Consider the following 23,827-nt stretch of genomic DNA (forward strand, 5'->3'; position numbering starts at 1 on the left):
TCACCGCCGAGGACCTCGAGGCAATCGCCGACAAGCTCAACAACCGGCCCCGCCCCACGCTGAACCTCGAAACCCCCAAACAACGCATGCGCCACCTCATCGCCGCCGCGGCCTAAACCCCGTTGTTGCAACGACCAATTGACTTTGAGTCTCCGGGATGGGCGCGATGTGACCCCGCGTTGGATTTAAGGGCGGGCTACTTCTTCGGCAAGCCCGCCGGATTCAGCTCCGACTTCGCGACGGCTTCCGCGGACAACCCCCAGCGGTCCAGGATCTTGGCGTAGCTTCCGTCCTGGATCAGGTGGTTCAGTCCGGCCTGGGCCGCTGCGGCAAACCCGTTGTCCTTCTTGGTGGTGACGGCGATGCTGGCCTTCAGCGGCCAGCCGCCGTCGACCAGGCCGACGAGCTTTGTCTTGGCGTCGGAGGCCGCCTTGTAGGCCGCCGTGGCGTTGGGGCCGAACGTGAGGTCCGCCCGTCCGGACTGGATGGCGAGCTGGGAGGCGGAGTCGTCGTCGTAATACTGGAACTCCACGGGCTTGAGGCCGTTTTTCTTGTTCTCCTCATCCCAGCGCAGCAGGATTGCCTCCTGGTTGGTGCCGGAACCGACGATCACGCGCTTGCCGGCGACGTCCGGGGCCGATTCGACCTTGGTGACACTGCTGTCCGCCTTGGCGTAGAAGCCGAGCTTGTCCTCACGGTAGCTGGCGAAGTCGAACTTGAGCTTGCGCTCCTCCGTGACGGTGACATTGGAGAGCACAGCCTCATACTTGCCGGAATCGACGCCGAGCGGCCAGTCGGCCCAGGCCGTCGGGACAATGTCTGCCTCCAGGCCCAGGGACTCGGCCAGAGCGACGGCGATATCCACCTCGTTGCCCACCGGGGTCTTGTTGTCCGTGGCGTAAACGGCCAGCGGCGCCGCAAACGGGCTCACCGCCACGGTCAGCTTCCCGTCCTTCTTAATGGCTTCCGGGACGAGCGCGGCGGCCGCGGCATCCACCGTGGCCTTGACGCGGTCCTGCTGCGGCGAGAGGTTGAACTGCTTCACCCCGGTGGACGACGACGCCGCTGCCGACGGGCCGCCGGCAGCGGCGGCGCCGGGATCAGAGCAGGCCGCCAGACCCAGGACAGTGGTGGCCGCCAACGCGACCGCGGCGCCTGATTTAAACGAAAGACTGGACATGTTCTCCCCTTGAGAGTGGACTGAAATGGTGCTGGTGCCAGCAACTATCCGGGGCCCGGGAGAGCCGGTCAAAGCGCCGTGAAACCGGGTGAAACCAAGGGATACAGGCGGTAATACCCGTTCATCCGGCGTCCGCGGACGCTGCCTGCGGACGCCCTGTGTTACCGAAGATTGCCCTGCGTGACGCGACGGGACGGAATTGTTCACGGCAGGCCGCAACTGCCCTAGCCTGCATAGAAGACCTGCAAGGTGACAGCACGACACAGGAGGGGTGAACTTGTCAGTGAGCACGCACCAGCAAACGCACCGGACCACGCACCGGCTCGGCATCAACGCCCCGGCGGACCTTGTCTTCAGCATGCTGCGCGACGCCTCACATTGGCCCTATCTCGAGGGCCTGACGGTGTACTCGGAGCGCGTCAGCGGCGACGACGCCGGCCACGAGCTGCGCACGTCCGTGGTGTCCAACGGCTCACTCAGTTCAAGCCACTGCTGGCGCGTCTTTGACACCGCCAGCCACCGCGCCCAGTTCCACCAGCTGGACCTCGAGCCCCCGTTCCGGGAGCTCGGCGGCGACTGGCAGATCCGGCCGGCGGACGGGCTCTCCGTGGTCACGCTGAACCACGAGTTCGAGGTCGACGACGAGCACCTCACCGAGCGGATCCGTGCGATCATCGAGGACTACAGCCGGCGTGAACTGCAGGCGCTGCGGATCAGCTGCGAACGGTTGTCCGTACTCCTGCAGCACCACGCCCCGCAGGCGCACCCCACCCCACATCTCACGGCGCAGTCCACCCCGCACCCCACAGCACAGGAGGCCTAAATGTCAGAGGCCAGGTTCACGACGGAACGGGACAGCTTCGGCCGGCTTCTCGCGGACCGCGAAGTCTGGCGGCAGGCCTCCACCATCCCGGCGGCCGGCGAACTGACCGCCCGTTGGCTGGAGGGCAACAGCCAATACCAGCCGGGCGTCTTCGCGCCCGGGTTCGACGAGGAGACCGCGACCATCGCCGGAGAGCTCGCCCGGCTGAACCGCAACGGGCTCTTCACCAAGGAATCGCAGCCGGGCGTTCAGGCCGGGGGCCTCGCGCAGCGCGCCTACGTCACGGCCTTCTGCGGCCCGGAGGCGGCGACGGCACTCCTGGCCCTGTCCGCACGGACCGGCCTGGTGACGGTCGTCCACGACCCCGGCGAGGCGAGCAGCGTCTCCATCCCGGTGACCGTACAGGACGACGACGTCGCGACATTGCTCGGCAGCAGCGAGGGGCCCGTTGGGGAGGACCAGCTCAGGGACTGGGCAGCCGAGACCAACGAGACCTTGGCCCTGGTCCTGGCGGATGCCTGGTACGTGGAAATCTTCGATCCCGTCTGGGGCCGGAACGATGTCCTGTTGGCCGCCGTACTCGAGGCGCTGCAGGCCGCTTAGCCGGCGGGAACGCGCGCCGCGCTGCCGGCGGCGACCCGGTTCCCGGTAAATTCACATATCGGTCGCATCCCACCCGATGCTCGCGGCCTCGTCCAGGGTTCGCGCCTCGAAATGCTCCAGCATGTCCTTCATTGCCTCGAGGCCCTGCTTGAACAGGGCAGAATCCCGCCACTGTTCAATCTGTTCCAGGGACTCCCACGGGCCGGTGCTGATGAACCTGTTCTTGACGTCGCGATCGTGCATCAGCACGGCTTTGGCGTTGGGAAAGTCTTCCTTCGTCTTCCTGGCCAGATCCCGCCAGGCCTGCACAAAATCGTTCTCGCGGCCGGGATGCACCAGCCAGATTCCGAGCGTATAAACAGACACGTCGATCGCCTCCATTGTCCGTACGGGTTGATACGCCGATTATGTTCCTGTCCTCCGGCCGGCGGTAGTGCCGGACCGCCCGGAGCCCGGTTGTGGCCGCAAATGAACCGTTGTAAGGGTGAAGTGGAAGGCCTAGCATGTGGGCAGACCCCCACTCTGGGGCCAGCCTCGGACCTTCCATCGTTGGGAGCGGGCACACGTTCGGATGCCGATGTCCTGGGCGAACACAGGATAGGAAAAACGATGAGCAAATATCTGTTCGAAGCGAACTACGTCGGCGACGGAATCAAGGGACTCATGCGCGAGGGCGGCACCAAACGGCGTGATGCCGTTGTCGAAGCCCTCAAATCGGTGGACGGCTCACTGGAAAGCTTCTACTACGCCTTCGGGGAGACCGACGTCGTCGGAGTCTTCGATATCCCCGACCAGGCCAACGCCGTCGCCCTGTCACTGATGATCAATTCCACCGGCGCCGTGAACCTGCACATGAAACCGCTCATGTCAGCAGAGGATCTCGACGCGGCAGCCAAGAAGACGCCGTCGTACCGGGCCCCCGGGCAATAGCCCACACGGTGCCCGGCGTGCCGGTGCGGGGCCAGTCCCCCGGGCTGGCCCCGCACCGGCAGCGCCGGATGTTTTAGCGCAGCCGCGCTAACTGCCTGGCGGTCGTGCTACTTGGCGCCGTTGTATTCCTCGTCGGTCACGAGGTCACCCCACTCAGACTCCGCGCCCTCCGCGGGCGCTTCCCACATCGCGAGGTGGGTCATGAAATGGTCCGGCGCGGCCCCGTGCCAGTGCCATTCGCCCGGCGGCGTGTAGATCGTGTCGCCGGGGCGGATTTCGGTCACTTCGCCGCCGCGGGCCTGGACCAGGCCGACACCTTCGGTGACGTGCAGGGTCTGTCCGACGGCGTGCGAGTGCCAGGCCGTGCGGGCGCACGGGGCAAAGTGCACCGCGTTGACGCGCATGCGGGACGGTTCGGGCTGCGGGGCCGCGACGACGTCAAACCAGACGTCGCCGGTGAACATCTGCGCCGGTCCCTTGACGCTTGGCTTCCTGGCTTGGATTTCCACTGTCATTTCCTCACAGGGTGTTTTTGTCGGGTGGCGGGCGCGACCGGAGGCCGCGTCCGCCCACTCCCGGGGTTCTTCGTGCGCTGCTGCGTCCTAGTTCAGGGTCGCGGTGTCGATCACGAAGCGGTAGCGAACGTCGGAGGCCAGGACGCGCTCGTAGGCGTCGTTGATCTTCGCGGCCGGGATGACCTCGATTTCGGCGCCCAGGCCGTGCTCGGCGCAGAAGTTGAGCATTTCCTGGGTTTCGCGGATGCCGCCGATCATCGAGCCGGCGAAGGAACGGCGGCCCATGATCAGGGCGAACGCGTTCACCGGGAGCGGTTCCGCGGGGGCGCCGACGTTGACCAGTGCGCCGTCGAGGGTCAGCAGCTGCAGGTAGGAGCTGATGTCGATCGCGGCACTGACCGTGTTGATGATCAGGTCAAAAGTGCCGGCAAGGTCCGTGAAAGTGTTCTCGTCGCTCGTGGCGTAGTAATGGTCCGCGCCCAGCTTCAGCCCGTCTTCCTGCTTCTTCAGCGACTGCGAGAGGACCGTGACCTCGGCGCCCATGGCGTGGGCGATCTTGACGGCCATGTGGCCGAGTCCGCCGAGGCCGACGATCGCGACCTTCTTGCCGGGACCCGCGCCCCAGTGGTTCAGCGGCGAGTAGGTGGTGATGCCGGCGCACAGCAGCGGCGCGGCGACGTCGAGCTCGATGCCCTCGGGAATGGTGACCACGAAATCTTCGGTCACAACGACGTGGGTGGAGTAGCCGCCCTGGGTGATGGTGCCGTCACGGTCGACGGCGCCATAGGTGCCGGTGTTCCCGGCGAGGCAGTACTGCTCCTCGCCGGCCTGGCAGTTGACGCACTCGCCGCAGGAGTTGACCATGCAGCCGACGCCGACCCGGTCACCGACGGCGTGCTTGGTCACGGCCGTGCCCACCTCGGTGACAATGCCGGCAATTTCATGGCCTGGAACCAGCGGATAGGTCTGCGGGCCCCAGTCGCCGCGGACAGTGTGGATATCGGAATGGCAGATCCCGGCGTACTTGATCTCGATCAGGACATCGTGCGGTCCAACGTCGCGGCGCTCGATGGTGGTGAGGGCGAGCGGCTCGGTCGCGGACGGTGATGCGTAGGCGTTGACGGTAGGCAATGAATCTCCTGCTTGTTGATCGTTGGGGGTTGTTCAACGGAACACCATCCATCAAACCCGGTAACGCGGCCGTGAGGGAGTCCCTGCTGATAGGGGTACTGGCAGGGCCTCCCTCAGAGAGCCCAAAGGCCTAACGTTGATGGCATGGATAATCGAGAGGCGACCCGCGAGTTCCTTGCCTCGCGCCGGGCCAAGATCACCCCCGAAGAGTCGGGATTGCCGATCTACGGCGCGAAACGCCGGGTCCCCGGACTCCGCCGCGGGGAAGTCGCCATGCTGGCCGGCGTCAGCGTCGAGTACTACACGAGGCTGGAGCGGGGAAACCTGTCCGGCGTTTCGGAGGGGGTGCTGGACGCTGTGGCCAGGGCCCTGCAACTCGACGACGCCGAACGGGCCCACCTCTTCGATCTGGCCCGGGCAGCGGCCCCGGGCAGCCGGACCCGCCGTCGTCCCCGTCCCGCGGAGTCCGTCCGGCGCAGCGTTCAGCTGACGCTGAACGCCATCGCCAACGCGCCCGCCTTTGTGCGGAACGGACGCATGGACATCCTTGCGGCCAACCCGCTGGGCCATGCCCTGTATTCGGACATGTACGCGGGTCCGGCCCGCCCGGCCAACCATGCCCGGTTCATCTTCCTGGACGCACGATCGCGCAGCTTCTACCCGGACTGGGGCCGTGCGGCGAGCGACACCGTCGCGATCCTGCGCACCGAGGCCGGCCGGGACCCCTACGACCGCGGGCTGACCGACCTGGTCGGGGAACTATCGACGCGGAGCGAGGAATTCCGCACCTTGTGGGCGGCGCATAACGTGCGCCAGCACTACACCGGGCTCAAGCACTTGCACCACCCGGTGGTCGGGGATCTCCACCTGATGTACGAGGCAATGGACGTCTCCGCCGACGCCGGGCTGTCCCTGCTGGTCTACAACGCCGAGCCCGGCTCCGCGTCGGAAGATGCGCTGCGGCTGCTGGCCAGCTGGGCCGCGACCAACCAGCAAGTCAAGGAGGCCGGGGCGGCTTTTACGGTGGACAAGGCCTAACCGGGGCAGGCCGGCACTGTCACGCCAGGGCGGATATGCCGTCCGTGTATCCACCGGACTGGCCGCTGGAGGTGAAGTTGTTCAGCCAGGCCATGGCCTCGTCCCGGGACGTGAAGAATTCGTGGGGGTAGCGGGTGTGCCGGCTCATGGCCGCCGCGATCACACGATCCACTGTGCTCGATCCAAGCACGGCAATCGCCAGAACCCCTGTTGTCTGCGCGAACTCGTACCTGGCGGCCGCGCTGATCTCCACGTCCGTCATTTCGGAGAGCATCGGCATCGGTATTCCGCCGCTGATCTGCGCTACGGCCAGCATCGCGTCCCTGGCATCGTCGACATCAACAAACGTGCCCGGCTGCCAGACGGATGTGATGATGCCCGCACTGATGCTCAGCACGTTCTTTCCGTCAGCAGCTGCTATATGTCCTGGCATCATCGAGACCATTGTAGGGCCGGTCCTGACAAGCCACGGGTTTGGGGCCCGGTGCGCGTGGCGGACCGCAAACCATGGCTGCACTCCGCGTCGCTGACCGGCAAGGCGTACCCCGGGTGCCACGTGGCCCGCAGCCCGTGCCGGTATTCAGCAAAGGCATTGCCTTCGCCATGCCCCGCAGGCATACTCGTGCCTGCGGGAGGACGTCCCCGCGTCCCCCACCGACGACCCGCGATGCACACGCGAACGGATGAGCGCCATGGCTGATATGACGAACCTCGAGCAACAGCAGGTGGACCGGGCGAACGCTTCCGGCCTCAAACCCGTCGTCTTCGTCCACGGACTGTGGCTCCTGTCCAGCAGTTGGGACCGGTGGCGGGCCCTGTATGAGGAGAACGGCTACACCACGCTCGCCCCCACGTGGCCCGATGATCCCGAAAGCGTCGATGAGGCCAGACGCGACCCGGAGGTCTTTGCCAAGAAGATGGTCAGGCAAGTCACGGACCACTACCTCGACGCGATTGGCCAGCTCACCATCAAGCCCGCCGTCGTGGGGCATTCCTTCGGCGGACTCATCGCCCAGAGGATCGCCGGAACCGGAGCCGCCGCAGTCACGGTGGCGATCGACCCCGCACCGTTCCGGGGAGTCCTGCCGCTGCCGGCCTCAGCCTTAAAGTCAGCAGCGCCTGTGATCGCGAATCCCGCCAACGCCAAGCGTGCAGTGTCTTTGACTTTTGACGAATTCCGTTTCGGCTGGGCCAATGCCCTGGACGAGGACGAAGCCCGCCAATTGTTTGACACCTTTCATGTCGCGGCCTCCGGTGTGCCTCTGTTCCAGGCTGCAACCGCAAACCTCAACCCGTTCACCGAGGCCAAGGTCGACACGAAGAATCCGGATCGGGGGCCGTTGCTGATCATCTCCGGGGAGAAAGACCACACAGTGCCGTGGGCCATCGCCAATGCGTCCTACAAGCGTCAAAAAAGAAATTCGGCGCACACGGCAATCAAGGAGCTGCCGGACCGCGGCCACTCTCTCACGATCGATCACGGCTGGCCTGAAGTCGCCCAAACCGCCCTGGACTTCATCAAAGAGTTCGGCTGAGTACTGCCGGCCAGAGTTAACGTGTCCGGCCGAGGGCATGCCCCCTGCCGGCGCTCAGCAGTGGACATGTCCCCCCCCTCAGGAATGGACACGTCCCCCGGCGCGGCTCAGGGATGGACATAGTGGGCATATGTCCATCCCCGGGCGCCCGAGGAGGGCATGTCCCGCGGAGGGGATGCCGGAAGCTGCCCGGCCGTCACAGCATCCCGCGGTCAGGACTCCAGGACCAGCAGCTGGGCCTTGTCCGCGTCCCAGCCCACCCACAGCTCCTCGTCCGGCCGGATCCGGGCGACACTGTCGGAGCTCAGCTCGCGGAGCTGGAGGTCGTGGCCCCCGGCCGTGAGGCGGTGGCGGACCGTGGCGCCAAGATTCGTGGAGGACACCAGGGTCGCGGCGCATCCGTTGCCCGCCGCGGCCCGTGTCCTGAATTTGAGGTGCTCCGGGCGGATGGAGACGGCGTAGTTCTCACCGCTTGCCCCGCGGTCCCGGACCTTTGCCATCCCCAGTCCGCCGAGGTCCACCACGGCTTCCTCGCCGTTGCGCGCCACGATGGTGCACGGGATGAGGTTGGTGTCGCCCAGGAAGCTGGCCACCCAGTCGGTCATGGGGTGGTTGTACACCTCCTCCGGCGGGCCGGACTGCACGATCTGCCCGTCCCGCATCACCACGATCCGGTCCGACATGGCCATGGCCTCGTCCTGGTCGTGTGTCACGAACAGCACGGAGATGCCCAGGCCCTTCTGCAGGGTCTTGATCTCCTCCTGCATCTGCTCGCGAAGGCGCTTGTCCAGGGCTGCCATCGGCTCATCCAGCAGCAGGGCCGCCGGGTTGAAGACCAGTGCCCGGGCCAGCGCCACCCGCTGCTGCTGTCCGCCCGAGAGCTGGCGCGGCTTGCGCCCGCCCATCTTGCCCAGTCCCACACGGTCGAGAGCTTCCTCGGCGCGCTGGCGGCGTTCCGCGCGCGGCACCTTCCTCATGCGCAGCGCAAACTCCACGTTTTCCAGCGCGCTCATGTGCGGGAACAGGGCGTAGTTCTGAAACACGACACCGAGATTGCGGTCCCGGGGCGGCAGCGTGTCCACGGGTTTGCCGTCAATGAGGATGGCTCCGGCGGTGTGTTCTTCAAACCCCGCCACCATCATCATGGTGGTCGTCTTGCCGGAGCCGCTGGGGCCCAGAAGGGTCACGAACTCCCCAGGCTGGACCGTCAGGTCCACTTCGTCCACGGCAACGACGTCGCCGTAGTGCTTGCTGACCTGACGGAGCTCAATGGCGCCCTGGGCGGCCCTGCCCGTGCCGGGAATAGGCCCCGCGGAAATCACTGATGCGGTCATCGACTTTCCTTACGTTTGTGCGGACACGGCCAGCGGCAGCATCCGGGTTGAAGAGCGGCGCTTGAGGACAAACAAGACCTGGAGCAGCAGCCCGATGGTGGCGACGCTGACCAGCAGGGCGGAGGACACCGCGATCTTCGGGGTCAGGTTGAACTGGATATCCGTGAACATCTTCACCGGCAAGGTGGTGGCCCCCGGGGACTGCATGAACAGGGACATGACCGTCTCATCGATGGAGACCGAGAACGCGAAGAGCGCCCCGGAGATCAGGCCGGGCAGGATGATGGGCAGATACACGTGCCGCAGGACGGAGAGCGGTCCGGCCCCGAGGCTCTGCGCCGACCGGACCAGGGCCGGGTTGAGCCCGGCGAGGCTGGCGCGGGTGGTCAGGTACACATAGGGGGTCGCGATCACGGCGTGCGCAAGGCCGATGGGGACGATGCTGCCCACCATGCCGATCGAGATGAAGAACTGGTAGAACGCCAGCGCCAGCACCACGGTCGGCACGATCATCGGCGCGAGGATCAGACCCACCACGGCGGGCTGGCCGGGAAACTTGCGCCCGTGCAGGCCGATCGCCGCGGTGGCGCCCAGCAGCACGCCGATCACGACGGCGATCGCCGCCGACTGCAGGCTGGCCGTCAGGGCGGAGGTCCAGGCCCGGTCGGCGAAGAATCCGGCCACGGCGGCGAAGGAGATTCCCTCCGGCGGGAAGGTGATGTAGCGGCTGTCGTTCAGCGCGACCGGCACCACAATCGCCGTCGGAATGACGAGGAACAGGAAGGCCGGGATGGAAAGAAGCGCCAGCAGCCGGTGCTGTGGATTAGTTGTCTTCATGTTGGCCTCCTGCCTTGAGGACGCGCTGGTAGACGGCCACGAGGATGCTGACCATGACCGTCAGGATGACGGCCAGCGCAGCGGCCCCGGAGAAGTCCGTGAGCTGTCGGGCGTAGTAGTCGATCTGGTTGGCGATCATCATGTCGCCGGGCCCGCCCATCACCACCGGGGTGATGAAGAAGCCTGTGCTGATGATGAAGACCAGCAGCCCGGCCGCGGAAATGCCGGGCATGCTCAGCGGCAGCGTGATCCTGCGGAAGACGGATCCTTCCCGCGCGCCAAGGGAGCGGGCCGCGAGCCCCAGCCGGTCATCGATCGATGTCAGCGAGGAGAAGATCGGGAACACCGCGTACGGCAGGAGACAGTGCACCATGCCGACGATCACGGCGAACCGGTTGTGCAGCAACGGGATCGGCGCACCGGTCAGCCCGATTCCCTGCAGGAATGCGTTCACAATGCCGTTGTCCTGGAGCAGGACCGCCCAGGCGAAGTTCTTCACCAGGATGCCGGTCCAGAACGGCAGGAGTACGACGGCGAACAGGATCACCCGGGTGACGTTGCCGGCCCGCCACAGGACCATGGCGATGATGTAGCCCAGCACCACGGTGACAATGGTGCTGGCCAGGCTGATGGTCAGGGTGTTGACCAGGGCGCGCATCACCAGCGGGTCCTCGAGGACCCGCTGGTAGGCGTTGTCGGCGAAGCTTGCGCCGACCAGTTTGCCCAGCGGCGTCAGGAACAGCACGACGTCGAAGGCAAGGATCGGAGCCAGCAGCAGCCACCAGCCGCTGCGCCGCCGTCGGGGTGCTGCCTCGGCGGAGGCAGGCGCGCCGCGGCCCCGCGGCCGGGGCCGTTCGAGGGTTGCGTTGCTCATGTCAGCTGGCCTGCCAGAGCTTGAACTGCTGCTCGGTCTTCTTCAGGTTCTGCGACCACCACTTGTCGTCGCGGACCAGGATCTTGTCCGCGAGCCGGGGGCTGGTGGGAAGCGTGTCGGCGATTTCCTTCGGCAGCTTGGACAGCGCTGGGGTGTTGGCCAGGGTCAGGTTGGTGACCTTGTCGAACGCCGCGCCGGCCTCGGCGTCGTTGGACATGAAGTTCATCAGTTTGAAGGCCGCTTCCTTGTTCTTGGCGCCCTTCGGAACCACGAAGTAGTCGCCGGCGAGGACGGCGTTTTCGGCGGAGAAGTTCAGTTTCGCGCCGTCGTTGCGGGCTGCGTTAATGCGGTTGTTGAAGCTGGTGGAGAGCGAGACCTCGCCGGAGGTGAGCTGCTGGATGGGCTCCTGGTTGGCGGCGTGGTACAGAAGCCGGTCCTTGCCCGGGTGCTGGCCCAGGACCCTAAGGGCCCGGTCGACGTCGAGCGGGTAGATCTTGTCGAAGGGGACACCGTCGGCCAGCAGCGCGGCTTCCAGGACGGAGCTGTCGGAGAGCTGGTTGTACACCGAGCGCTTGGTGTTGTACTTGCCCTGGTCGAAGAATTGGGCCCAGTCTTTCGGGGCCTGCGCGTCGGAAATGACCTTCTGGTCCCAGGCCATGACAAACAGGAAGCTCAGGTACTTGATGCCGTATTCAGCCTTCGCGTATCCGGGCAGGCCCTTGTCGCTGATGATGTCGTAGTCGAACTTCTCTAACAGCCCCTCGGCCACGGCCACCTCATACTCCGGCGCCGTGATTTCCACGAGGTCCCACTGCACGTCGCCGGACTGGACCTGGGCCTTGAGCGCGGCCAGGGAGGTGTTGGCCAGCAGCGTCGTCTGGATCCCCGACTGCTTGGAGAACGGGTCCAGGATTGTCTGGGTCAGCTGGTCGTTGTACGAGCCACCATAGGACGTGACGGTCACCGTCTTGTTGGCAGCGGCACTTTCGGCGGGCTTCGCCGCGCAGCCGGAGAGCGCCAGACCCGCAAATGGCGTCAGCGCTGCCGCCTTGAGGAGCTGCCTGCGGTCAAAGGGAGTGGAACGGAATGCTGTCATGGGGGAAGTGCCTCTCATGGACGCGGGCACGCCAAAAGAGGGCGTGCAGGATTGCGGGCGTGGCGGGGTGCGGTGCGTGTGATTGCGTGTGACGCAGTGAAGCGAGAAGAAGTGAAGAGAGAAGGAGAAGTGACAGCTGCGGTTCGCGCGCGCCATCCATTCCAGCTGGAGATCTCGAGTCCGCCTTCCGGCGGCTTTTCGGTTTCGCAACTGTAACTGTGAAGTTGCTCACTAGTCAACAGTTGTATTGCTTTAAGAAACAACGAGATTTCTGCCCCGCGAGCTCCCCTAACGCCGGCCCTCCTGAGCCCGCCCGGGCATCTCCAAGGTCACCGAATGATGCGCCCGTCGTGGATAACAGTCCTCGACCTGTTGTGGTCCCAGAGAACTGCCGGGTCCACAAAGGGGTCGCCGTCCAGAATCACGGCATCGCCCGCCATTCCAGCGCCGATGCTCCCGATGCTTGGGTCCTGAAGGAGCTCTGCGTTTACTGAGGTAAGGGATCTCAGCGTCTCCAAGACGCCTGCCGCCTCGATCTGCAGCCGAATGCCGACAAGCTGATCATCCTCAAGGTCCCCCATCAGGTCGGATCCGAAGCCCACCTTGACTCCGGCCTGCAGGGCCAGTTCCACAGCAATTTTGCCGGCCTCAAGCACCTCGGCGTTCTTGGCCTGGGAAACGGGGTTCAGGCCCATTGCAGCTCCCCTTAGGCTCATGGCGTCGTAGGCGGCAAGCGTCGGCACGAGGAAGCTCCCGTGCTCGGCCATCATCTGCGCCGTGTCCCGGTCCAAGAGGTTCCCGTGTTCTATGGAACGTACCCCGTTTTCCACGGAATGCCTGATTGCCTCGGGTGAATACGCGTGGGCCGCCACGTAACTCTTGCGCCGGGTGGCCTCGTCCACCACCGCCCGGACTTCTTCCGCTGAATACTGCGGCAGCCGGATGGGATCTGTCAGGGAGACCACGCCTCCGGAAGTCATGATCTTGATGGCGTGGCTTCCCGTGCGGAACCGATCACGAACTGCCCGGCGCAGGTTGTCCACCCCGTCCACCACGGCGCACATGTGACCGTGATCGAAGCAGACATCCAGATCCGCGGACCGGGGATCGCCATGGCCACCGGTTTGGCTGAGGGCCGGACCCGTGTAGTAGTATCTCGGAGCCGTGACCAGGCCGCTGCGGATGGCGCGGGCCAGCCCGCTGTCCCCGCCGGCCACATCGCGGACGGTCGTGAATCCCCGCCGCACGGCGGCGCCCAAGCGGCGCGCCCCCACCAGTGCGGTGTAGCTCAGGAGCGAGCGCTCAACCTCAAGGCCGCCCAAGCCCACGGCGTACGCGTGAAAGTGGGCATCGATGAGCCCTGGCACCACGACGCGGCCGCCGGCGTCGATCACCTCACCTTCGGGGATGACGTCGCCGGTTTCCTGGATGATCCCGTCCCGGAACAGGATGGATCCGCTCGCCAGCTCGGGCGAATGTCCGTCAAAGATCCGGGCATTGTGGATGGTCAGGGCGTCTGCGTTGGTCATGCTGACAACTCCTCGGGTGAGATGTTCGTGGGTGGGCTCGGTCCGGTTTTCTAGGTGTTGGCCGGTTCCGTGGAACCGCGGACCATCAGTGAACCCTGGAGGATCAGCTGGTGCTGTTCCAAGCCCTTGCCCTCCATGACCCTGCGGAGCTGTTCGCCGGCCCTGGCCCCGAGGGCGTCGCCCGGAAGGTGGACGCTGGTCAGGCCCGGGTTGGACGTGGCCGAATAGGGCAGGTCATCGAAGCCTGCCACGGCCAGTTCCTGCGGAATGCGGACGCCGGCCACCCTGGCTTCCTGCAGCACGCCGTAGGCATGGGTATCGGTGGCGCAGACGACGGCGGTGACACCGTCCCGCTGCCAATCCGGCCACGCCGCGGCGAACGCGCCGGCGGCGGCGCCGACGTCAATGGTGGTGCCGATGACATGGTCCGTGGCCACGGTGATGCCCAGCGCCGCGGACTCCTCTAGGAATGCCGCCCGCCGGATATCGAAGGTCGCCGTGCCGGTCACACTGTCCATGTACGCCGCTTGTTTGTGTCCGGCGTCCGCCAGGTGCCGGGCCAGCAGGCGGGCGCCGTGTCCGACGTCGAGATTCACCGAGGGGGCGAAGGACTCCAAGCCGGGGGCGTCCAGCAGAACGAGAGGCCCAGCGACGGAAAGATCCTCCAGGAACTCCGCGCTGGGCGCATCTACGAGCAGCCCGGCCGGCCGCAAAGCCAGGAGCCTGCGGACGTCGTCGACGCGCGGGAACTCCCCGGCGTCCGTGACGGAGAGCAGCAGCTGGTATTCGGCGCCGAGCGCGCCGCGGACACCTGCAATGACGTTGGCGAAGAAAGGGTTGGAGATGTCCGGCGCCACGAGAATGACGATCGAACTGATGCCCTTGGCTAGCGAACTGCCAATACTGTCCACCACATAGCCGAGTTCCGCAATGGCTTCCCGGACCCGCGAAATGTTGTCCTCCGAGACCCGCCCCTGGGTCTTTCCGTTGGCCACAAGGGAGACCGTTGCGGTGGAGACCCCGGCCCGCGCAGCCACCATCGCCGCAGTGACGCGCGGGGTGCGCCCCCGAAGCTCGTGTACTTGTTCGCCGGATTCCATACCTCGATCGTAGCCGGGAGTGACGCATCGCACCTGCCGCAAGACATCAAGCGCTTGACGTCACTTACGTTAAGCGCTTGACGCTTGACGCTTGACAGTGCCAAACTCACTCTGAACGCTTTATCGCACCGCCCCGGCGGACCCCCAACGACGTGGAGATATTTACGTGGATCCCATCACCCTGAAACCGGAACGCAGGAAGATCATCCTGGACTGCGACCCAGGCCATGACGACGCCGTGGCCATGCTGCTGGCTCACGGCAATCCGTACATTGAGCTGCTCGCGGTCACAACGGTCGTCGGCAACCAGACCCTCGAAAGGGTCACCCGCAACGCCCTGTCGGTGGGCACGATTGCCGGCATCACCGGCGTCCCCTTCGCCGCCGGCTGCGATCGGCCCTTGGTCCGCAGCATCGAAACCGCCCCCGACATCCACGGTGAGAGCGGCATGGACGGCCCCGCCCAGCCCGAATCCAGCATCGAACTGGACCCGCGCCACGCCGTCGACCTCATCATCGACACTGTTATGGCGCACGAGCCTGGCACTGTGACGCTGGTGCCCACGGCAGGACTGACCAACATTGCCATGGCGGCCCGCAAGGAGCCGCGCATCGTGGAGCGCGTGAAAGAAGTTGTGCTCATGGGCGGCGGGTACCACGTAGGCAACTGGAGCGCCGTTTCCGAATTCAACATCATCATCGACCCCGAGGCCGCACATATTGTGTTCAACGAGCCGTGGCCGGTGGTCATGGTGGGCTTGGACCTCACGCACCAGGCCCTCGCGACCCCCGAAGTCGTGGAAAAAATCGCCGCCGTGGGTACCAAGCCCGCCCAGTTCGTGCTGGAGCTGATGGAGTTCTTCACCAAGACGTACAAGGACGCCCAGGGCTTCGATTACCCGCCCGTCCACGACCCCTGCGCGGTGGCCTACGTCATCGATCCCACGGTGATGACCACCCGCAAAGTCCCCGTGAACATCGAACTGCAGGGCCAACTGACGCTCGGCATGACCGTCGCCGATTTCCGCGCCCCGGCACCGGAGGACTGCCACACGTCTGTTGCTGTGGACCTCGATCACGCGAAGTTCTGGAACCTCGTCACAGACGCCCTGGTGCGCATCGGCGACGTGGACCCGTCCGCCGCCGTCAGCATCGGCGCAGGAAACGGAGCCAACTCATGAGCACTCTGACTTACGAATCCAAGACAACGGGACGAAGCGTCGCTGCACTCACGGCGGCCCTGTTGACGGCCTGCATTGCCTTCCAGCTCAACGCATCGATGCTCAGCCCCGCCCTGGTCACGATGGGCAACGAACTCCACACCGATCAGGCCGTGATCGGCCTGTCCCAGACCTGGTTCTTCACCGCGGCAGCACTGTTTTCCCTCTTCCTGCCGCGCCTGAGCGACATTGTGGGGCGCAAGAAGATCCTGCTGGGCATGATGTTGATGATGGCTGTCGGCTCGGTGATCGCGGCCATGGCTCCCGATATCACCTGGCTCTTCGTCGGACGCATCATCCAGGGCGTCAGCGGCCCCACGGTCCCGCTGTGCCTGATCATGCTGCGCTCCGCCGTCAGTGACCCGCGGAAGTACGGTGCCCTCATGGGCCTCATCACCGCCGTCAACGGCGGGGTTGCCGGCGTCGACTCCTTTGTCGGCGGTTACTTCGCCGAGCATTACGGATTCCGCAGCATCTTCTGGCTCATGGTGGTGCTGGCCGTCGTGGCGGCGGGCCTGGTCGCCGTTCTGGCCGGTGAGAGCAAGCCGGCGGTGGGCACCAAGATGGACTGGCCCGGCGTCTTCTTCATCGTGATCGCGGTCGGCGCCCTGCTCACAGCCCTCAACGAGGCCTCCAACCTGGTCAGCGGATTCTCCCCCGGCACCCTCGCACTGGCGACTGCCCTCATCGCCGTTGCAGTGATCGCCTTCTTCGGGTTCTGGACGGTGGAAAAGCGCTCCCGGCAGCCCATGGTGGAGACCGCCCACCTGCGCCAGCGCTCCACTTGGGCGCCGTTGCTGACCACAATCCTGACCATGACCGGCGTCTTCGCGGTCATCAACGGGATCGTTCCCGCCTACGTGCAGGCCACGGCTCCCGGCTTCGGCGTGGGACCGACCGAAATGTCACTCATCATCCTGACTCCCTACGCCCTCCTGGGCTGGGTTGTCGGACCCATCAGCGGCCGTTTGGCCCCGGTTTTCGGCTACACCAAAGTTTTGCGGATCGGCATGGCCGGCAGCGTCGTGGCCCTGGCGATCATCGCCTTCTTCGGCCTCAGCAGCCTGCCCATGATGATTGCCGGAACAGCGTTGCTGGGCATCATGTACGCGGGTACGGTCAACATCATGCTGAACGGCCTTGGCGTTGTCCTCTCCCCAGCTGGCAACCCCGGCTTTCTCCCCGGCATGAACGCCGGCGCGTTCAACCTGGGCGCCGGCCTGAGCTTCCTGGTCCTGCCGGCAGCGCTGGTGGCCTCTTCTGCACTGGGCGATGCCCAGGCATCCTACTTGACCGCGATCACGGTGGGCCTGATCATCACCGTGGCGGCTTTCGCCGCCTCACTCCTGATTCCCAAGCCCTTGGAAGCTGAGGCGAAATGACCCGCCCGGACTCTGGCCGGATCGTCGTCGTCGGTTCACTGAATGCGGACCTGACCATCTACTGCGACAGGCTCCCCCTCCCCGGCGAAACGGTGCACGGGAATGGCTTTGCGGTCAATCCCGGCGGCAAGAGCGCCAACCAGGCGGTCGCGGCGGCCAAACTCGGAAGCCGGGTCGCGCTGATCGGTGCGGTGGGCGACGACACCAACGGGACCATGCTTCTGGCCTCCACCGCCGGGGCCGGGGTGGACATTTCCCGCGTCCGCCGCACGCCTGATGCTGCGACCGGCGTCGCCGTCATTTCCGTCGACGCCCACGGTGAGAACAACATCATCATCTCGGCCGGAGCCAACGGCACACTGGCGCCCGGGGATGTTGCCGCTTCCGCCGAATTGTTCGAGGGCGCGTCCGTGATGTGCCTGTGCCTCGAGGTCGGTCTGGACACCGTTGAGGCCGCGGCCCGCTTGGGCCACGACGCCGGGGCGACAGTTCTGCTCAACCTGTCGCCCTACGCCGAGATCCCGGCGAGCTTGGCCGCACTCTGCGACATCCTGCTGGTGAACGCGCATGAGGCGTCGCTGTTCCTGGGCGGCGCCGCCGTGCCCGACGCCGGGGCTGACACCGCGGCGTGGGCGCCGGTCCGGGACAAGTTCGCCGATCGCGGACTGCACCGCGTTGTGGTCACTTTGGGGGCGAACGGCTCCGTCGTCCTGGACTCCGGAGCCGGCGCCGAGGGCCGCATCACCCGCATTGAACCCACCAGGGTCGACGCCAAGGACACCACCGGTGCAGGCGATGCATTCACCGGGGCCGTGGCTGCGCGCCTTGCCGCCGGCGATTCACTTCCGGCCGCTGCCGCCTTCGCGTCCGTTGCCGCGGCCTTGGCAGCGACCAGGAAGGGGACGCAAACGGCGTACCCGAAAGCGGCGGATGTGGAGGGACTGCTCGCTTAACGGCCACCCCCGCCAGTTAGGGCCGCCACGGGAGGGGGCGCCGCAGAGCCTGTCTGCGGCGCCCCCTCCCGGTTAAGCGCCGGACCGGTCTGGTGGTCCTTGGTTGATGCAACCCAATTGCACAGCAGATTCACAGCGAGGCGCTATTGAAGTTACAGCCGCGGGGCCGACAATGGTTCGACCTGATAGGAGTATTTGCCGGGCGATGGTGGCCGCGACTTACTGGAGCGTCAGTGGCGAGCGTCCTGACCAATCGAGCCGGAGCAAGCGAACTTGTACCGACTAGTGATGGGCTCCCGGCATGATCACTCTCCGCAAGCACGTACTTCCCTCGCTCCTCGCCCTGGTCCTGCTCTCGACGTCGGCCTGTACCTCCGGTGTCGCGGCTGGCATCCCGTCGGCCGGCGTTCCGTCCGGTGGCACACCATCTGGCACACCCTCAGGTGGCACACCGGGCAAATCCGGCGGCGGGACGAGCCAATCCGCCGCACCCGCCGAGTCCGCCAGCCCGAGTGCTGCGGTCCCGCAGCTGACCCCGGCGAGCACGGTGGATGCGCGCACGGTGCTGGCGGCGTTCAAGTCCCGGGACATGGTGGGGCACCTGCAGGCGCTGCAGCGCGTGGCCGATGCCAACGGCGGGAACCGGGCCTCGGGCACCTCGGGGTATGAGGAGTCGGCCCGCTACGTCGAGGAACAGCTGCGCGCCGCCGGGTATGAACCGGTGCGGCAGAGCTTCACGTTCAAAGAGGACGGCCGCCGCGGCAAGACGGTGGAGTCCTTCAACATCCTCGCCGACACCGGGGGCAGTGCCGGGCACACCGTGGTGGTGGGCGCGCACCTGGACTCCGTGCAGGAGGGCCCGGGCATTGATGACAACGGCAGCGGGGTCGCGGCCGTCCTGGAGACCGCGCGGTGGATGAAGGAGGCCGGGATCGCCCCGGCCAACCGGGTCCGGTTCGCGTTCTGGGGCGGCGAGGAGGACGGCCTGTACGGGTCCCAGCACTACGTCGACGAACTCAGTGCGGCCGAGATCGGCCAGACCGCGGCGAACCTGAACGTGGACATGGCGGCCTCGCCCAACGGTGTGCGGTCCGTGCATGACGGGGACGGATCGGATTTCGGCGACGCCGGCCCGGCCGGGTCCAAGGCGATCGAGGACGTCTTCTTCCGGTACTTCCAGGAGAACGCGCTGCCGGCCGAGACCACGCCCTTTGACGGGGGCTCGGACTACGACGCCTTCCTCTCGGCCGGCATTCCCGGCGGCGGGCTGTTCACCGGGGATGAGAAGAGGAAGACCCAGGCCCAGGCGCAGGCCTATGGCGGGGTGGCGGGCAAGGACCTCGATCCCTGCTACCACGAGGCCTGCGACACGATCGCCAACACAAACCCGGAACTGCTCACCGAAATGTCCGGCGCCCTGGCCTACGGCACCGTGGCCTACGCGATGGCCAAGACCGGCTAAACACCAGCTTCGCCGCCGGCTCCGGGCCGCCCCGCAGGAAGGTCCCCGGCCCAGCCACCTTCTGACGAGGGGCCGTGCCGGGGACCTGTGCTTGCCAGGGCCGAAATTTGTGCCCTAGATTCCGGCCCCGCGCCGCGCCGTGGCTCCTTGGGGCTGCCGCACGCCGGCCGGTGTGAACTGTGCGCCGGTGTCCGGGAATCCGGGCACGGCAATGCGCGCGTGGGTGTGGATCTCCTCGACGGAGTCGCGCGTGTGCTGCGCGATCTTCTCCATGGTGGTGACCCACATGCCGTCCATCGACTTGACCCGGTCCATCAGCTGTTCCAGGGCCACGGCCTTGGACGGCCGGCCGGAAATGAAGGGGTGGTTGGTCAGGACGAAGCAGCTCCCGGCAGCGTGGTGGGCCTCGGCCTCCAGCGTCCACATTTCGAGGACCTTGGCCGGGCTTTCGATGACGCCGCTTCCGGTGACGCCCGGGTAGAAGGCATACTGCTCCCAGTCGTCCAAAGCCCAGTCGACAGGGATTTCCACGAGATCGCGGGGGTCTGCCTCGGCAACGCTGAAGCGGTACGGCGCGTCGCCGTCGAGCAGGCTTGAGTCATACAGGAACCCGCGGTCGGCAAGGAGGGCCGGGGAATGCCAGTTGAGCTCCCACCACGGTGCCCTGTAGCCCGTCGGCCGGACGCCGGCGGCCTTGGCCAGGGCATCCAGGCCCCGGTCCAGGTACCGCGCCTCCGTGGCGGCGTCGATGCCTTGCATGGGTTCGTGCAGGTACCCGTGGTGTGCAATCTCGTGGCCGCCGTCGGCTATCCGGCGGACCACGTCCGGGTAGCATTCGGCGGTGAAACCCGGGACGAAGAACGTCGCCTGGATCTGCTGGCGCTCGAGGATCTGCAGAATCCGCGGGACGGCGACCTTGGGCCCGTAGGACTGGTGCGTCATGAGGGACATGCGCCTGGTGCTCTGCGGGTCATGGGCGATGGTGCAGGATTCGGCGTCGACGTCGAAGGTGAAGGACGCCGCGGCACGATGACCTTCGGGCCAGGTAATGGGATGGGCGGTATCGGCGAAAGCGGGTAAGTTCACGGGGTTGATCTCCTGCTAGAGGGCGGCGGGCGTGGTTGATGTGACCGCAAGGCCGGTAGCGTCAGGTGAATCTGCGGCCTGTTCGCTGGGGGTGGGGACATCCAGGAACTTCCTGTGGAACCGCGGACCGAGGACGGCGTAAGCCGCGGCACTGGCCAGTCCCCCGGCGAGCCAGGACAGGTCCCATCCGCCCAGGGCGACGGCGATGGGCCCCTGCATGGCCGGCACCAGTCCGTACATGAACAGCCAGGTGGCGAAGATGCCGATGAGCAGGGAAGCGACACCGGCCGGATTCACGCCCGGCAGGCGTTTGGTGCCGACGGCGTCAAAGAGCCGGGTTGGGTCGCCGGGCCAGCGCTTCTCGATCCAGAAGTAATGGACCAGCATGACTCCGCCCCAGGCAGCCACCCAGGCGACCAGCCCAATCAGCCAGGCATCCAGCACGGAGGCGAAATCCTCCTGGAAGATGAAGAAGATCACAGCCGCGAGGGAGAAGACGCCGACGAACAGGTTCAACTTGCGCCGGCTGATGGAGATGTCCAGGGCCTGCGTGGCGACGGAAAAGGTGTAAATGTTCAAGATGTTGGTCGCGATCGGGCCGTGCAGGACCATGAGCAGCACCGGGAGGGCCAGCGCGCCGAAGTTCTGGACGATGAGTTTGCCGGGATCAATTTCACCCGTGTTGGTCGCCAGGCTGGCCCCCAGGATGCCCAGCCAGACGACCGGGATGAACTGGCCCAGCACCGAGGCGAGGTAGACCTTGCGCTTGGGCACCGAGGTGCTGACAAAGCGGGAGTAATCCGCGGCGTAGGTGAACCAGGTGATGCCCCAGCCGATGCCGATGGCCGTCATGACTGCGCTCATCGCGGCGATGCGTTCCGAGCCTTCCAGGATGTGCCCCGCCGGGCCGGCGTAGGTCCAGTTGATCTTCATGCCGAACCAGGCCACTGCCGACATCACGGTCAAGATGATGATGGTGGGCGGCACGGTCCACTTCTCGAAGGCGGCGATGGCTTTATAGCCGAACCAGGCGATGGCTACCTGTACAGCCATGATGAAGGTGGCGATGCCAATCTTCCAGGCGTAGTTCTTGGCCTCCGGGTCAACCCAGCCGAGCGTTCCGAACAAGGCCATGACCAGATCCAGGATGATCCAGGTGTTGACCGCACACCAGCCGATCACCAGGAGAGCCTGGATGCCGGCGGGCAGGTAGTTGCCGCGCCGGCCGAAGGCGGCGCGGGCCAGCACCATGCCGGTCGCTCCGGTCTTTTGGCCCAGCAGGACGAAGCAGCCGAAGAGCAGCATCCCGATCAGGTTTCCGAGGACAAGAACCGTGACGGTGTCCGCGAATCCCAGGCCAAGCTGGATGCCGAGCGCTCCGAGCACCCAGTTGATCGGGGCGAGATTGGCGCCGGCCCAGATCCAGAACTGGCCGGAGACCTTGCGGGTCCGTTGTGATTCGGGGATGGGCTGGAGCCACGCTTCGTGGTCTACGCTCGCTTCCGGCGCGGTGCCGGCAGGGGCCGCTGGGGATTTTTGACGCATGTGGAGCCTCCGAGGATGTGTGGGATTCCTCAAGATTATGTGTCGTGGGCCACATACCACTATATACAATGTGTCTAAATATACCCAGAGCAACGCGACGGAGTGTAATGTCCATCCTTCTTCAAGACGTCCTGAACCATCCGACCATGGCGGCCGCCGACCCCATTGTCCGCGCCGCGGCCAGGGCCGCCGCCCGGGCGCAGCTGCGGTGGATCCACTCCAGTGAAATCATTGATATCGCGCCCCTGCTGGCTGGCGGGGAACTTCTGCTGACGGGCGGAGAAGCCCTGGCCCTCGCCTCGGAGGAGCGGCAGGTCAACTACATCCGCCAACTGGCGGAGCGGGGCGTTGCCGCCGTAGCTATCGAAACCGGGTCCGCCCTGCCGTCCCTGCCGTCCTCAATGGTGGCGGCCGCCGAAGCAGCCGGCCTTCCGCTGATCGAACTTCGCGGGGTGGTGCCGTTCGTCGGAATCACGCAGGCCATCAATTCGATGCTGGTCAGCGACTCGGTATCGCAGTTGCGGCGGGCCGATGAGGCCAGTCACGCGATGGCCGTCGAACTGGCGCACGGCGGTGGCCTGGACCGGATCCTCGCCGTGCTGGCCGGCATCATCAATGCCGAGGTGACGCTGACGTCCATAGCCGGCGCGACCCTGGCCAGCGCAAGCCCGGGGCGGGCCGAGGCGGCCGACGTCGATGCCTCCACCGTTGGGCCGCAGGAGCAGGCACGCCTGATTCACATCGACGTGCCTATCCGCGGCATCCTTGCGGCTCAGCTGCTGCTGCGGGTCCCGGCGGACGAGGACCAGAACCTGGCCCGGACGGCCGGAAATCGTTCTGTCGACATCCTGGCCCTGGCATTGCTGCAGCGAATGTCCCCCGGGCTCAAGGAAGTCGCCGGGGCGGCCCTGCTTCGCGCGATTGATTCCGGCAGCCAGGCCTGGCGGCTCCAGCAATTGGCTTCCGCGGCCGGGATTCCGCCGGGTGCCACAATCGTGGCCATCATGGTCCGCTCCGGCATGCTCCAACACCTCCGCGCTTCTGTGGAGCAGCTCTTGGCCCGGCGGGCGCAGCCCAGCGCAACCTATGTCGATAATGCCGAGCTGCTGGCGGTGGTGGTCCTCCCGGGCGATAGTCCGCTGGACAGCAGGGACGCACTTCTGGCTGGCCTGCGGGCGCTACCGGCCCCATCAGACACGCTGGTTGCCGTCGGCCCGGTGGCCGTCGGGATTTCGGAAGCCCCATGGTCCTTGTCGGAGGCCAGGCTGACCCTGGAATTGGCGGGCGCGCTGGGGCAACCACATACGGGAACCCAAGGTCCGCACAGTCCCGTGATCGATTGCGAGGCATTCGCCGTCGAACGCCTTGCCGTGGGAAGCCTGGACCCTGGCCAACGGCGGAACTTCGTGCGCCAGCAGCTGGGGGCTCTCTTGGATTATGATGCGCAACGCAATTCCCGGCTGCTTGGCACCCTGGCCATGTGGCTGGATTCCGGCTGCAACACGGCCCAGGCGGCGAGGGAACTGCACGTGGAGCGGCAATCGATGCATCAACGGCTGCAGCGGATCTTCGAGCTGTGCGGCGGCGACCCCCGGCGGACGGGCCGGCTCGCAGCGTTGCATTTGGCCGCGCGGCTGGCCCGGCTCAGCTGACGT

At 66.1% G+C, this 23,827-nt stretch carries 23 protein-coding genes; 10 read left to right on the top strand and 13 right to left on the bottom strand.

The genetic code is table 11. From position 1 onward, the window contains the following. Positions 1-196 precede the first annotated feature (196 nt). A complete protein-coding gene (locus tag AC1DBX_RS17855) occupies positions 197-1,180 on the bottom strand; it encodes an ABC transporter substrate-binding protein (protein WP_476856081.1) in 984 nt (327 codons plus the stop codon). A gap of 283 nt (positions 1,181-1,463) precedes the next feature. Here AC1DBX_RS17855 and AC1DBX_RS17860 point away from each other — a divergent pair, with 283 nt between their 5' ends. Both AC1DBX_RS17860 and AC1DBX_RS17865 read left to right on the top strand, forming a co-directional pair. Beyond that, complete coding sequence (locus tag AC1DBX_RS17860) at positions 1,464-2,003, top strand: SRPBCC family protein (RefSeq protein WP_476932367.1); 540 nt, start codon at positions 1,464-1,466, stop codon at positions 2,001-2,003. After that, a complete protein-coding gene (locus AC1DBX_RS17865) occupies positions 2,004-2,606 on the top strand; it encodes a DUF6919 domain-containing protein (RefSeq protein ID WP_476932368.1) in 603 nt (200 codons plus the stop codon). A 51-nt stretch (positions 2,607-2,657) separates the two neighbouring features. On the opposite strand, the gene AC1DBX_RS17870 is transcribed toward AC1DBX_RS17865, so the two are convergent. Beyond that, entirely contained in the window at positions 2,658-2,987 is a 330-nt protein-coding gene (locus AC1DBX_RS17870) for an antibiotic biosynthesis monooxygenase family protein (RefSeq protein ID WP_028275943.1), read from the bottom strand. 228 nt (positions 2,988-3,215) lie between these two features. Between AC1DBX_RS17870 and AC1DBX_RS17875 the strand changes: the two genes are divergently transcribed. Further along, entirely contained in the window at positions 3,216-3,536 is a 321-nt protein-coding gene (locus tag AC1DBX_RS17875; protein ID WP_476849956.1) for a GYD domain-containing protein, read from the top strand. Between the two features lie 107 nt (positions 3,537-3,643). Here the strand turns inward: AC1DBX_RS17875 and AC1DBX_RS17880 are convergent, their stop codons facing one another. Together AC1DBX_RS17880 and AC1DBX_RS17885 are read right to left on the bottom strand one after the other, a co-directional pair. Further along, a complete protein-coding gene (locus AC1DBX_RS17880) occupies positions 3,644-4,051 on the bottom strand; it encodes a (R)-mandelonitrile lyase (RefSeq protein WP_476856078.1) in 408 nt (135 codons plus the stop codon). An 87-nt stretch (positions 4,052-4,138) separates the two neighbouring features. Further along, positions 4,139-5,182, bottom strand: coding sequence for an NAD(P)-dependent alcohol dehydrogenase (locus AC1DBX_RS17885; RefSeq protein WP_476849958.1), 1,044 nt, complete (start codon positions 5,180-5,182; stop codon positions 4,139-4,141). Between the two features lie 144 nt (positions 5,183-5,326). On the opposite strand from AC1DBX_RS17885, the gene AC1DBX_RS17890 reads away from it, so the two are divergent. Beyond that, the gene (locus AC1DBX_RS17890; RefSeq protein WP_476849959.1) at positions 5,327-6,220 is read left to right on the top strand and encodes a helix-turn-helix transcriptional regulator; all 894 of its coding nucleotides are present in this window, start codon (positions 5,327-5,329) and stop codon (positions 6,218-6,220) included. Between the two features lie 19 nt (positions 6,221-6,239). Here the strand turns inward: AC1DBX_RS17890 and AC1DBX_RS17895 are convergent, their stop codons facing one another. After that, on the bottom strand, positions 6,240-6,656 hold the full coding sequence (locus AC1DBX_RS17895) for a DUF7793 family protein (protein WP_476849960.1): 417 nt from the start codon (positions 6,654-6,656) through the stop codon (positions 6,240-6,242). A gap of 256 nt (positions 6,657-6,912) precedes the next feature. On the opposite strand from AC1DBX_RS17895, the gene AC1DBX_RS17900 reads away from it, so the two are divergent. Beyond that, positions 6,913-7,755 (top strand): alpha/beta hydrolase, encoded by an 843-nt coding sequence (locus AC1DBX_RS17900; protein ID WP_476849961.1) that lies wholly within the window; start codon positions 6,913-6,915, stop codon positions 7,753-7,755. A gap of 212 nt (positions 7,756-7,967) precedes the next feature. Here the strand turns inward: AC1DBX_RS17900 and AC1DBX_RS17905 are convergent, their stop codons facing one another. The 6 genes from AC1DBX_RS17905 to AC1DBX_RS17930 all read right to left on the bottom strand — a co-directional run bounded on the left by AC1DBX_RS17905 (position 7,968) and on the right by AC1DBX_RS17930 (position 14,525). Continuing rightward, entirely contained in the window at positions 7,968-9,089 is a 1,122-nt protein-coding gene (locus AC1DBX_RS17905; protein ID WP_476932369.1) for an ABC transporter ATP-binding protein, read from the bottom strand. A 9-nt stretch (positions 9,090-9,098) separates the two neighbouring features. Further along, positions 9,099-9,926, bottom strand: coding sequence for an ABC transporter permease (locus tag AC1DBX_RS17910; protein ID WP_026539571.1), 828 nt, complete (start codon positions 9,924-9,926; stop codon positions 9,099-9,101). After that, the gene (locus AC1DBX_RS17915; protein ID WP_476856077.1) at positions 9,913-10,800 is read right to left on the bottom strand and encodes an ABC transporter permease; all 888 of its coding nucleotides are present in this window, start codon (positions 10,798-10,800) and stop codon (positions 9,913-9,915) included. Before AC1DBX_RS17915 ends, AC1DBX_RS17910 begins: the two co-directional genes overlap by 14 nt. Before the next feature lies 1 nt (position 10,801). Then, positions 10,802-11,896, bottom strand: coding sequence for an extracellular solute-binding protein (locus AC1DBX_RS17920; protein WP_018775012.1), 1,095 nt, complete (start codon positions 11,894-11,896; stop codon positions 10,802-10,804). 329 nt (positions 11,897-12,225) lie between these two features. Beyond that, the gene (locus tag AC1DBX_RS17925; RefSeq protein WP_476932370.1) at positions 12,226-13,425 is read right to left on the bottom strand and encodes a metal-dependent hydrolase family protein; all 1,200 of its coding nucleotides are present in this window, start codon (positions 13,423-13,425) and stop codon (positions 12,226-12,228) included. Between the two features lie 50 nt (positions 13,426-13,475). Further along, positions 13,476-14,525: a LacI family DNA-binding transcriptional regulator gene (locus tag AC1DBX_RS17930; RefSeq protein WP_476932371.1), complete on the bottom strand. Its 1,050-nt coding sequence runs from the start codon at positions 14,523-14,525 to the stop codon at positions 13,476-13,478. Between the two features lie 166 nt (positions 14,526-14,691). Between AC1DBX_RS17930 and uriH the strand changes: the two genes are divergently transcribed. The 4 genes from uriH (at position 14,692) to AC1DBX_RS17950 (ending at position 19,541) form a co-directional block, all read left to right on the top strand. Further along, on the top strand, positions 14,692-15,705 hold the full coding sequence (uriH, locus tag AC1DBX_RS17935; RefSeq protein ID WP_243178259.1) for a uridine-preferring nucleoside hydrolase UriH: 1,014 nt from the start codon (positions 14,692-14,694) through the stop codon (positions 15,703-15,705). After that, positions 15,702-17,126 carry a uridine transporter UriT gene (uriT, locus tag AC1DBX_RS17940; protein ID WP_476932372.1) on the top strand — a complete coding sequence of 475 codons (1,425 nt, stop codon included), beginning with the start codon at positions 15,702-15,704 and terminating at the stop codon, positions 17,124-17,126. The genes uriH and uriT overlap by 4 nt, the downstream gene beginning before the upstream one ends. Continuing rightward, entirely contained in the window at positions 17,123-18,079 is a 957-nt protein-coding gene (locus AC1DBX_RS17945; protein WP_476849966.1) for a ribokinase, read from the top strand. Before uriT ends, AC1DBX_RS17945 begins: the two co-directional genes overlap by 4 nt. A gap of 301 nt (positions 18,080-18,380) precedes the next feature. After that, positions 18,381-19,541, top strand: a complete 1,161-nt coding sequence (locus tag AC1DBX_RS17950; RefSeq protein ID WP_476932373.1) for a M20/M25/M40 family metallo-hydrolase — start codon at positions 18,381-18,383, stop codon at positions 19,539-19,541. Between the two features lie 114 nt (positions 19,542-19,655). Here the strand turns inward: AC1DBX_RS17950 and AC1DBX_RS17955 are convergent, their stop codons facing one another. Together AC1DBX_RS17955 and AC1DBX_RS17960 are read right to left on the bottom strand one after the other, a co-directional pair. After that, a complete protein-coding gene (locus tag AC1DBX_RS17955; RefSeq protein WP_476932374.1) occupies positions 19,656-20,627 on the bottom strand; it encodes a polysaccharide deacetylase family protein in 972 nt (323 codons plus the stop codon). A gap of 15 nt (positions 20,628-20,642) precedes the next feature. After that, positions 20,643-22,172: a purine-cytosine permease family protein gene (locus tag AC1DBX_RS17960; protein WP_476932375.1), complete on the bottom strand. Its 1,530-nt coding sequence runs from the start codon at positions 22,170-22,172 to the stop codon at positions 20,643-20,645. A 107-nt stretch (positions 22,173-22,279) separates the two neighbouring features. Here AC1DBX_RS17960 and AC1DBX_RS17965 point away from each other — a divergent pair, with 107 nt between their 5' ends. Beyond that, positions 22,280-23,824 carry a PucR family transcriptional regulator gene (locus AC1DBX_RS17965; protein WP_230008773.1) on the top strand — a complete coding sequence of 515 codons (1,545 nt, stop codon included), beginning with the start codon at positions 22,280-22,282 and terminating at the stop codon, positions 23,822-23,824. The last annotated feature ends 3 nt before the right edge of the window (positions 23,825-23,827 follow it).

Source organism: Arthrobacter sp. 10N44_2 (genome assembly GCF_056394385.1).

Bases quoted from the DNA above. Each gene is read 5' to 3' on its own strand.
- AC1DBX_RS17855 (WP_476856081.1), bottom strand. From the start codon at position 1,180: ATGTCCAGTCTTTCGTTTAAATCAGGCGCCGCGGTCGCGTTGGCGGCC.
- AC1DBX_RS17865 (WP_476932368.1), top strand. From the start codon at position 2,004: ATGTCAGAGGCCAGGTTCACGACGGAACGGGACAGCTTCGGCCGGCTT.
- AC1DBX_RS17870 (WP_028275943.1), bottom strand. From the start codon at position 2,987: ATGGAGGCGATCGACGTGTCTGTTTATACGCTCGGAATCTGGCTGGTG.
- AC1DBX_RS17875 (WP_476849956.1), top strand. From the start codon at position 3,216: ATGAGCAAATATCTGTTCGAAGCGAACTACGTCGGCGACGGAATCAAG.
- AC1DBX_RS17880 (WP_476856078.1), bottom strand. From the start codon at position 4,051: ATGACAGTGGAAATCCAAGCCAGGAAGCCAAGCGTCAAGGGACCGGCG.
- AC1DBX_RS17890 (WP_476849959.1), top strand. From the start codon at position 5,327: ATGGATAATCGAGAGGCGACCCGCGAGTTCCTTGCCTCGCGCCGGGCC.
- AC1DBX_RS17895 (WP_476849960.1), bottom strand. From the start codon at position 6,656: ATGATGCCAGGACATATAGCAGCTGCTGACGGAAAGAACGTGCTGAGC.
- AC1DBX_RS17900 (WP_476849961.1), top strand. From the start codon at position 6,913: ATGGCTGATATGACGAACCTCGAGCAACAGCAGGTGGACCGGGCGAAC.
- AC1DBX_RS17905 (WP_476932369.1), bottom strand. From the start codon at position 9,089: ATGACCGCATCAGTGATTTCCGCGGGGCCTATTCCCGGCACGGGCAGG.
- AC1DBX_RS17910 (WP_026539571.1), bottom strand. From the start codon at position 9,926: ATGAAGACAACTAATCCACAGCACCGGCTGCTGGCGCTTCTTTCCATC.
- AC1DBX_RS17915 (WP_476856077.1), bottom strand. From the start codon at position 10,800: ATGAGCAACGCAACCCTCGAACGGCCCCGGCCGCGGGGCCGCGGCGCG.
- AC1DBX_RS17920 (WP_018775012.1), bottom strand. From the start codon at position 11,896: ATGACAGCATTCCGTTCCACTCCCTTTGACCGCAGGCAGCTCCTCAAG.
- AC1DBX_RS17925 (WP_476932370.1), bottom strand. From the start codon at position 13,425: ATGACCAACGCAGACGCCCTGACCATCCACAATGCCCGGATCTTTGAC.
- AC1DBX_RS17930 (WP_476932371.1), bottom strand. From the start codon at position 14,525: ATGGAATCCGGCGAACAAGTACACGAGCTTCGGGGGCGCACCCCGCGC.
- uriT (WP_476932372.1), top strand. From the start codon at position 15,702: ATGAGCACTCTGACTTACGAATCCAAGACAACGGGACGAAGCGTCGCT.
- AC1DBX_RS17945 (WP_476849966.1), top strand. From the start codon at position 17,123: ATGACCCGCCCGGACTCTGGCCGGATCGTCGTCGTCGGTTCACTGAAT.
- AC1DBX_RS17950 (WP_476932373.1), top strand. From the start codon at position 18,381: ATGATCACTCTCCGCAAGCACGTACTTCCCTCGCTCCTCGCCCTGGTC.
- AC1DBX_RS17960 (WP_476932375.1), bottom strand. From the start codon at position 22,172: ATGCGTCAAAAATCCCCAGCGGCCCCTGCCGGCACCGCGCCGGAAGCG.
- AC1DBX_RS17965 (WP_230008773.1), top strand. From the start codon at position 22,280: ATGTCCATCCTTCTTCAAGACGTCCTGAACCATCCGACCATGGCGGCC.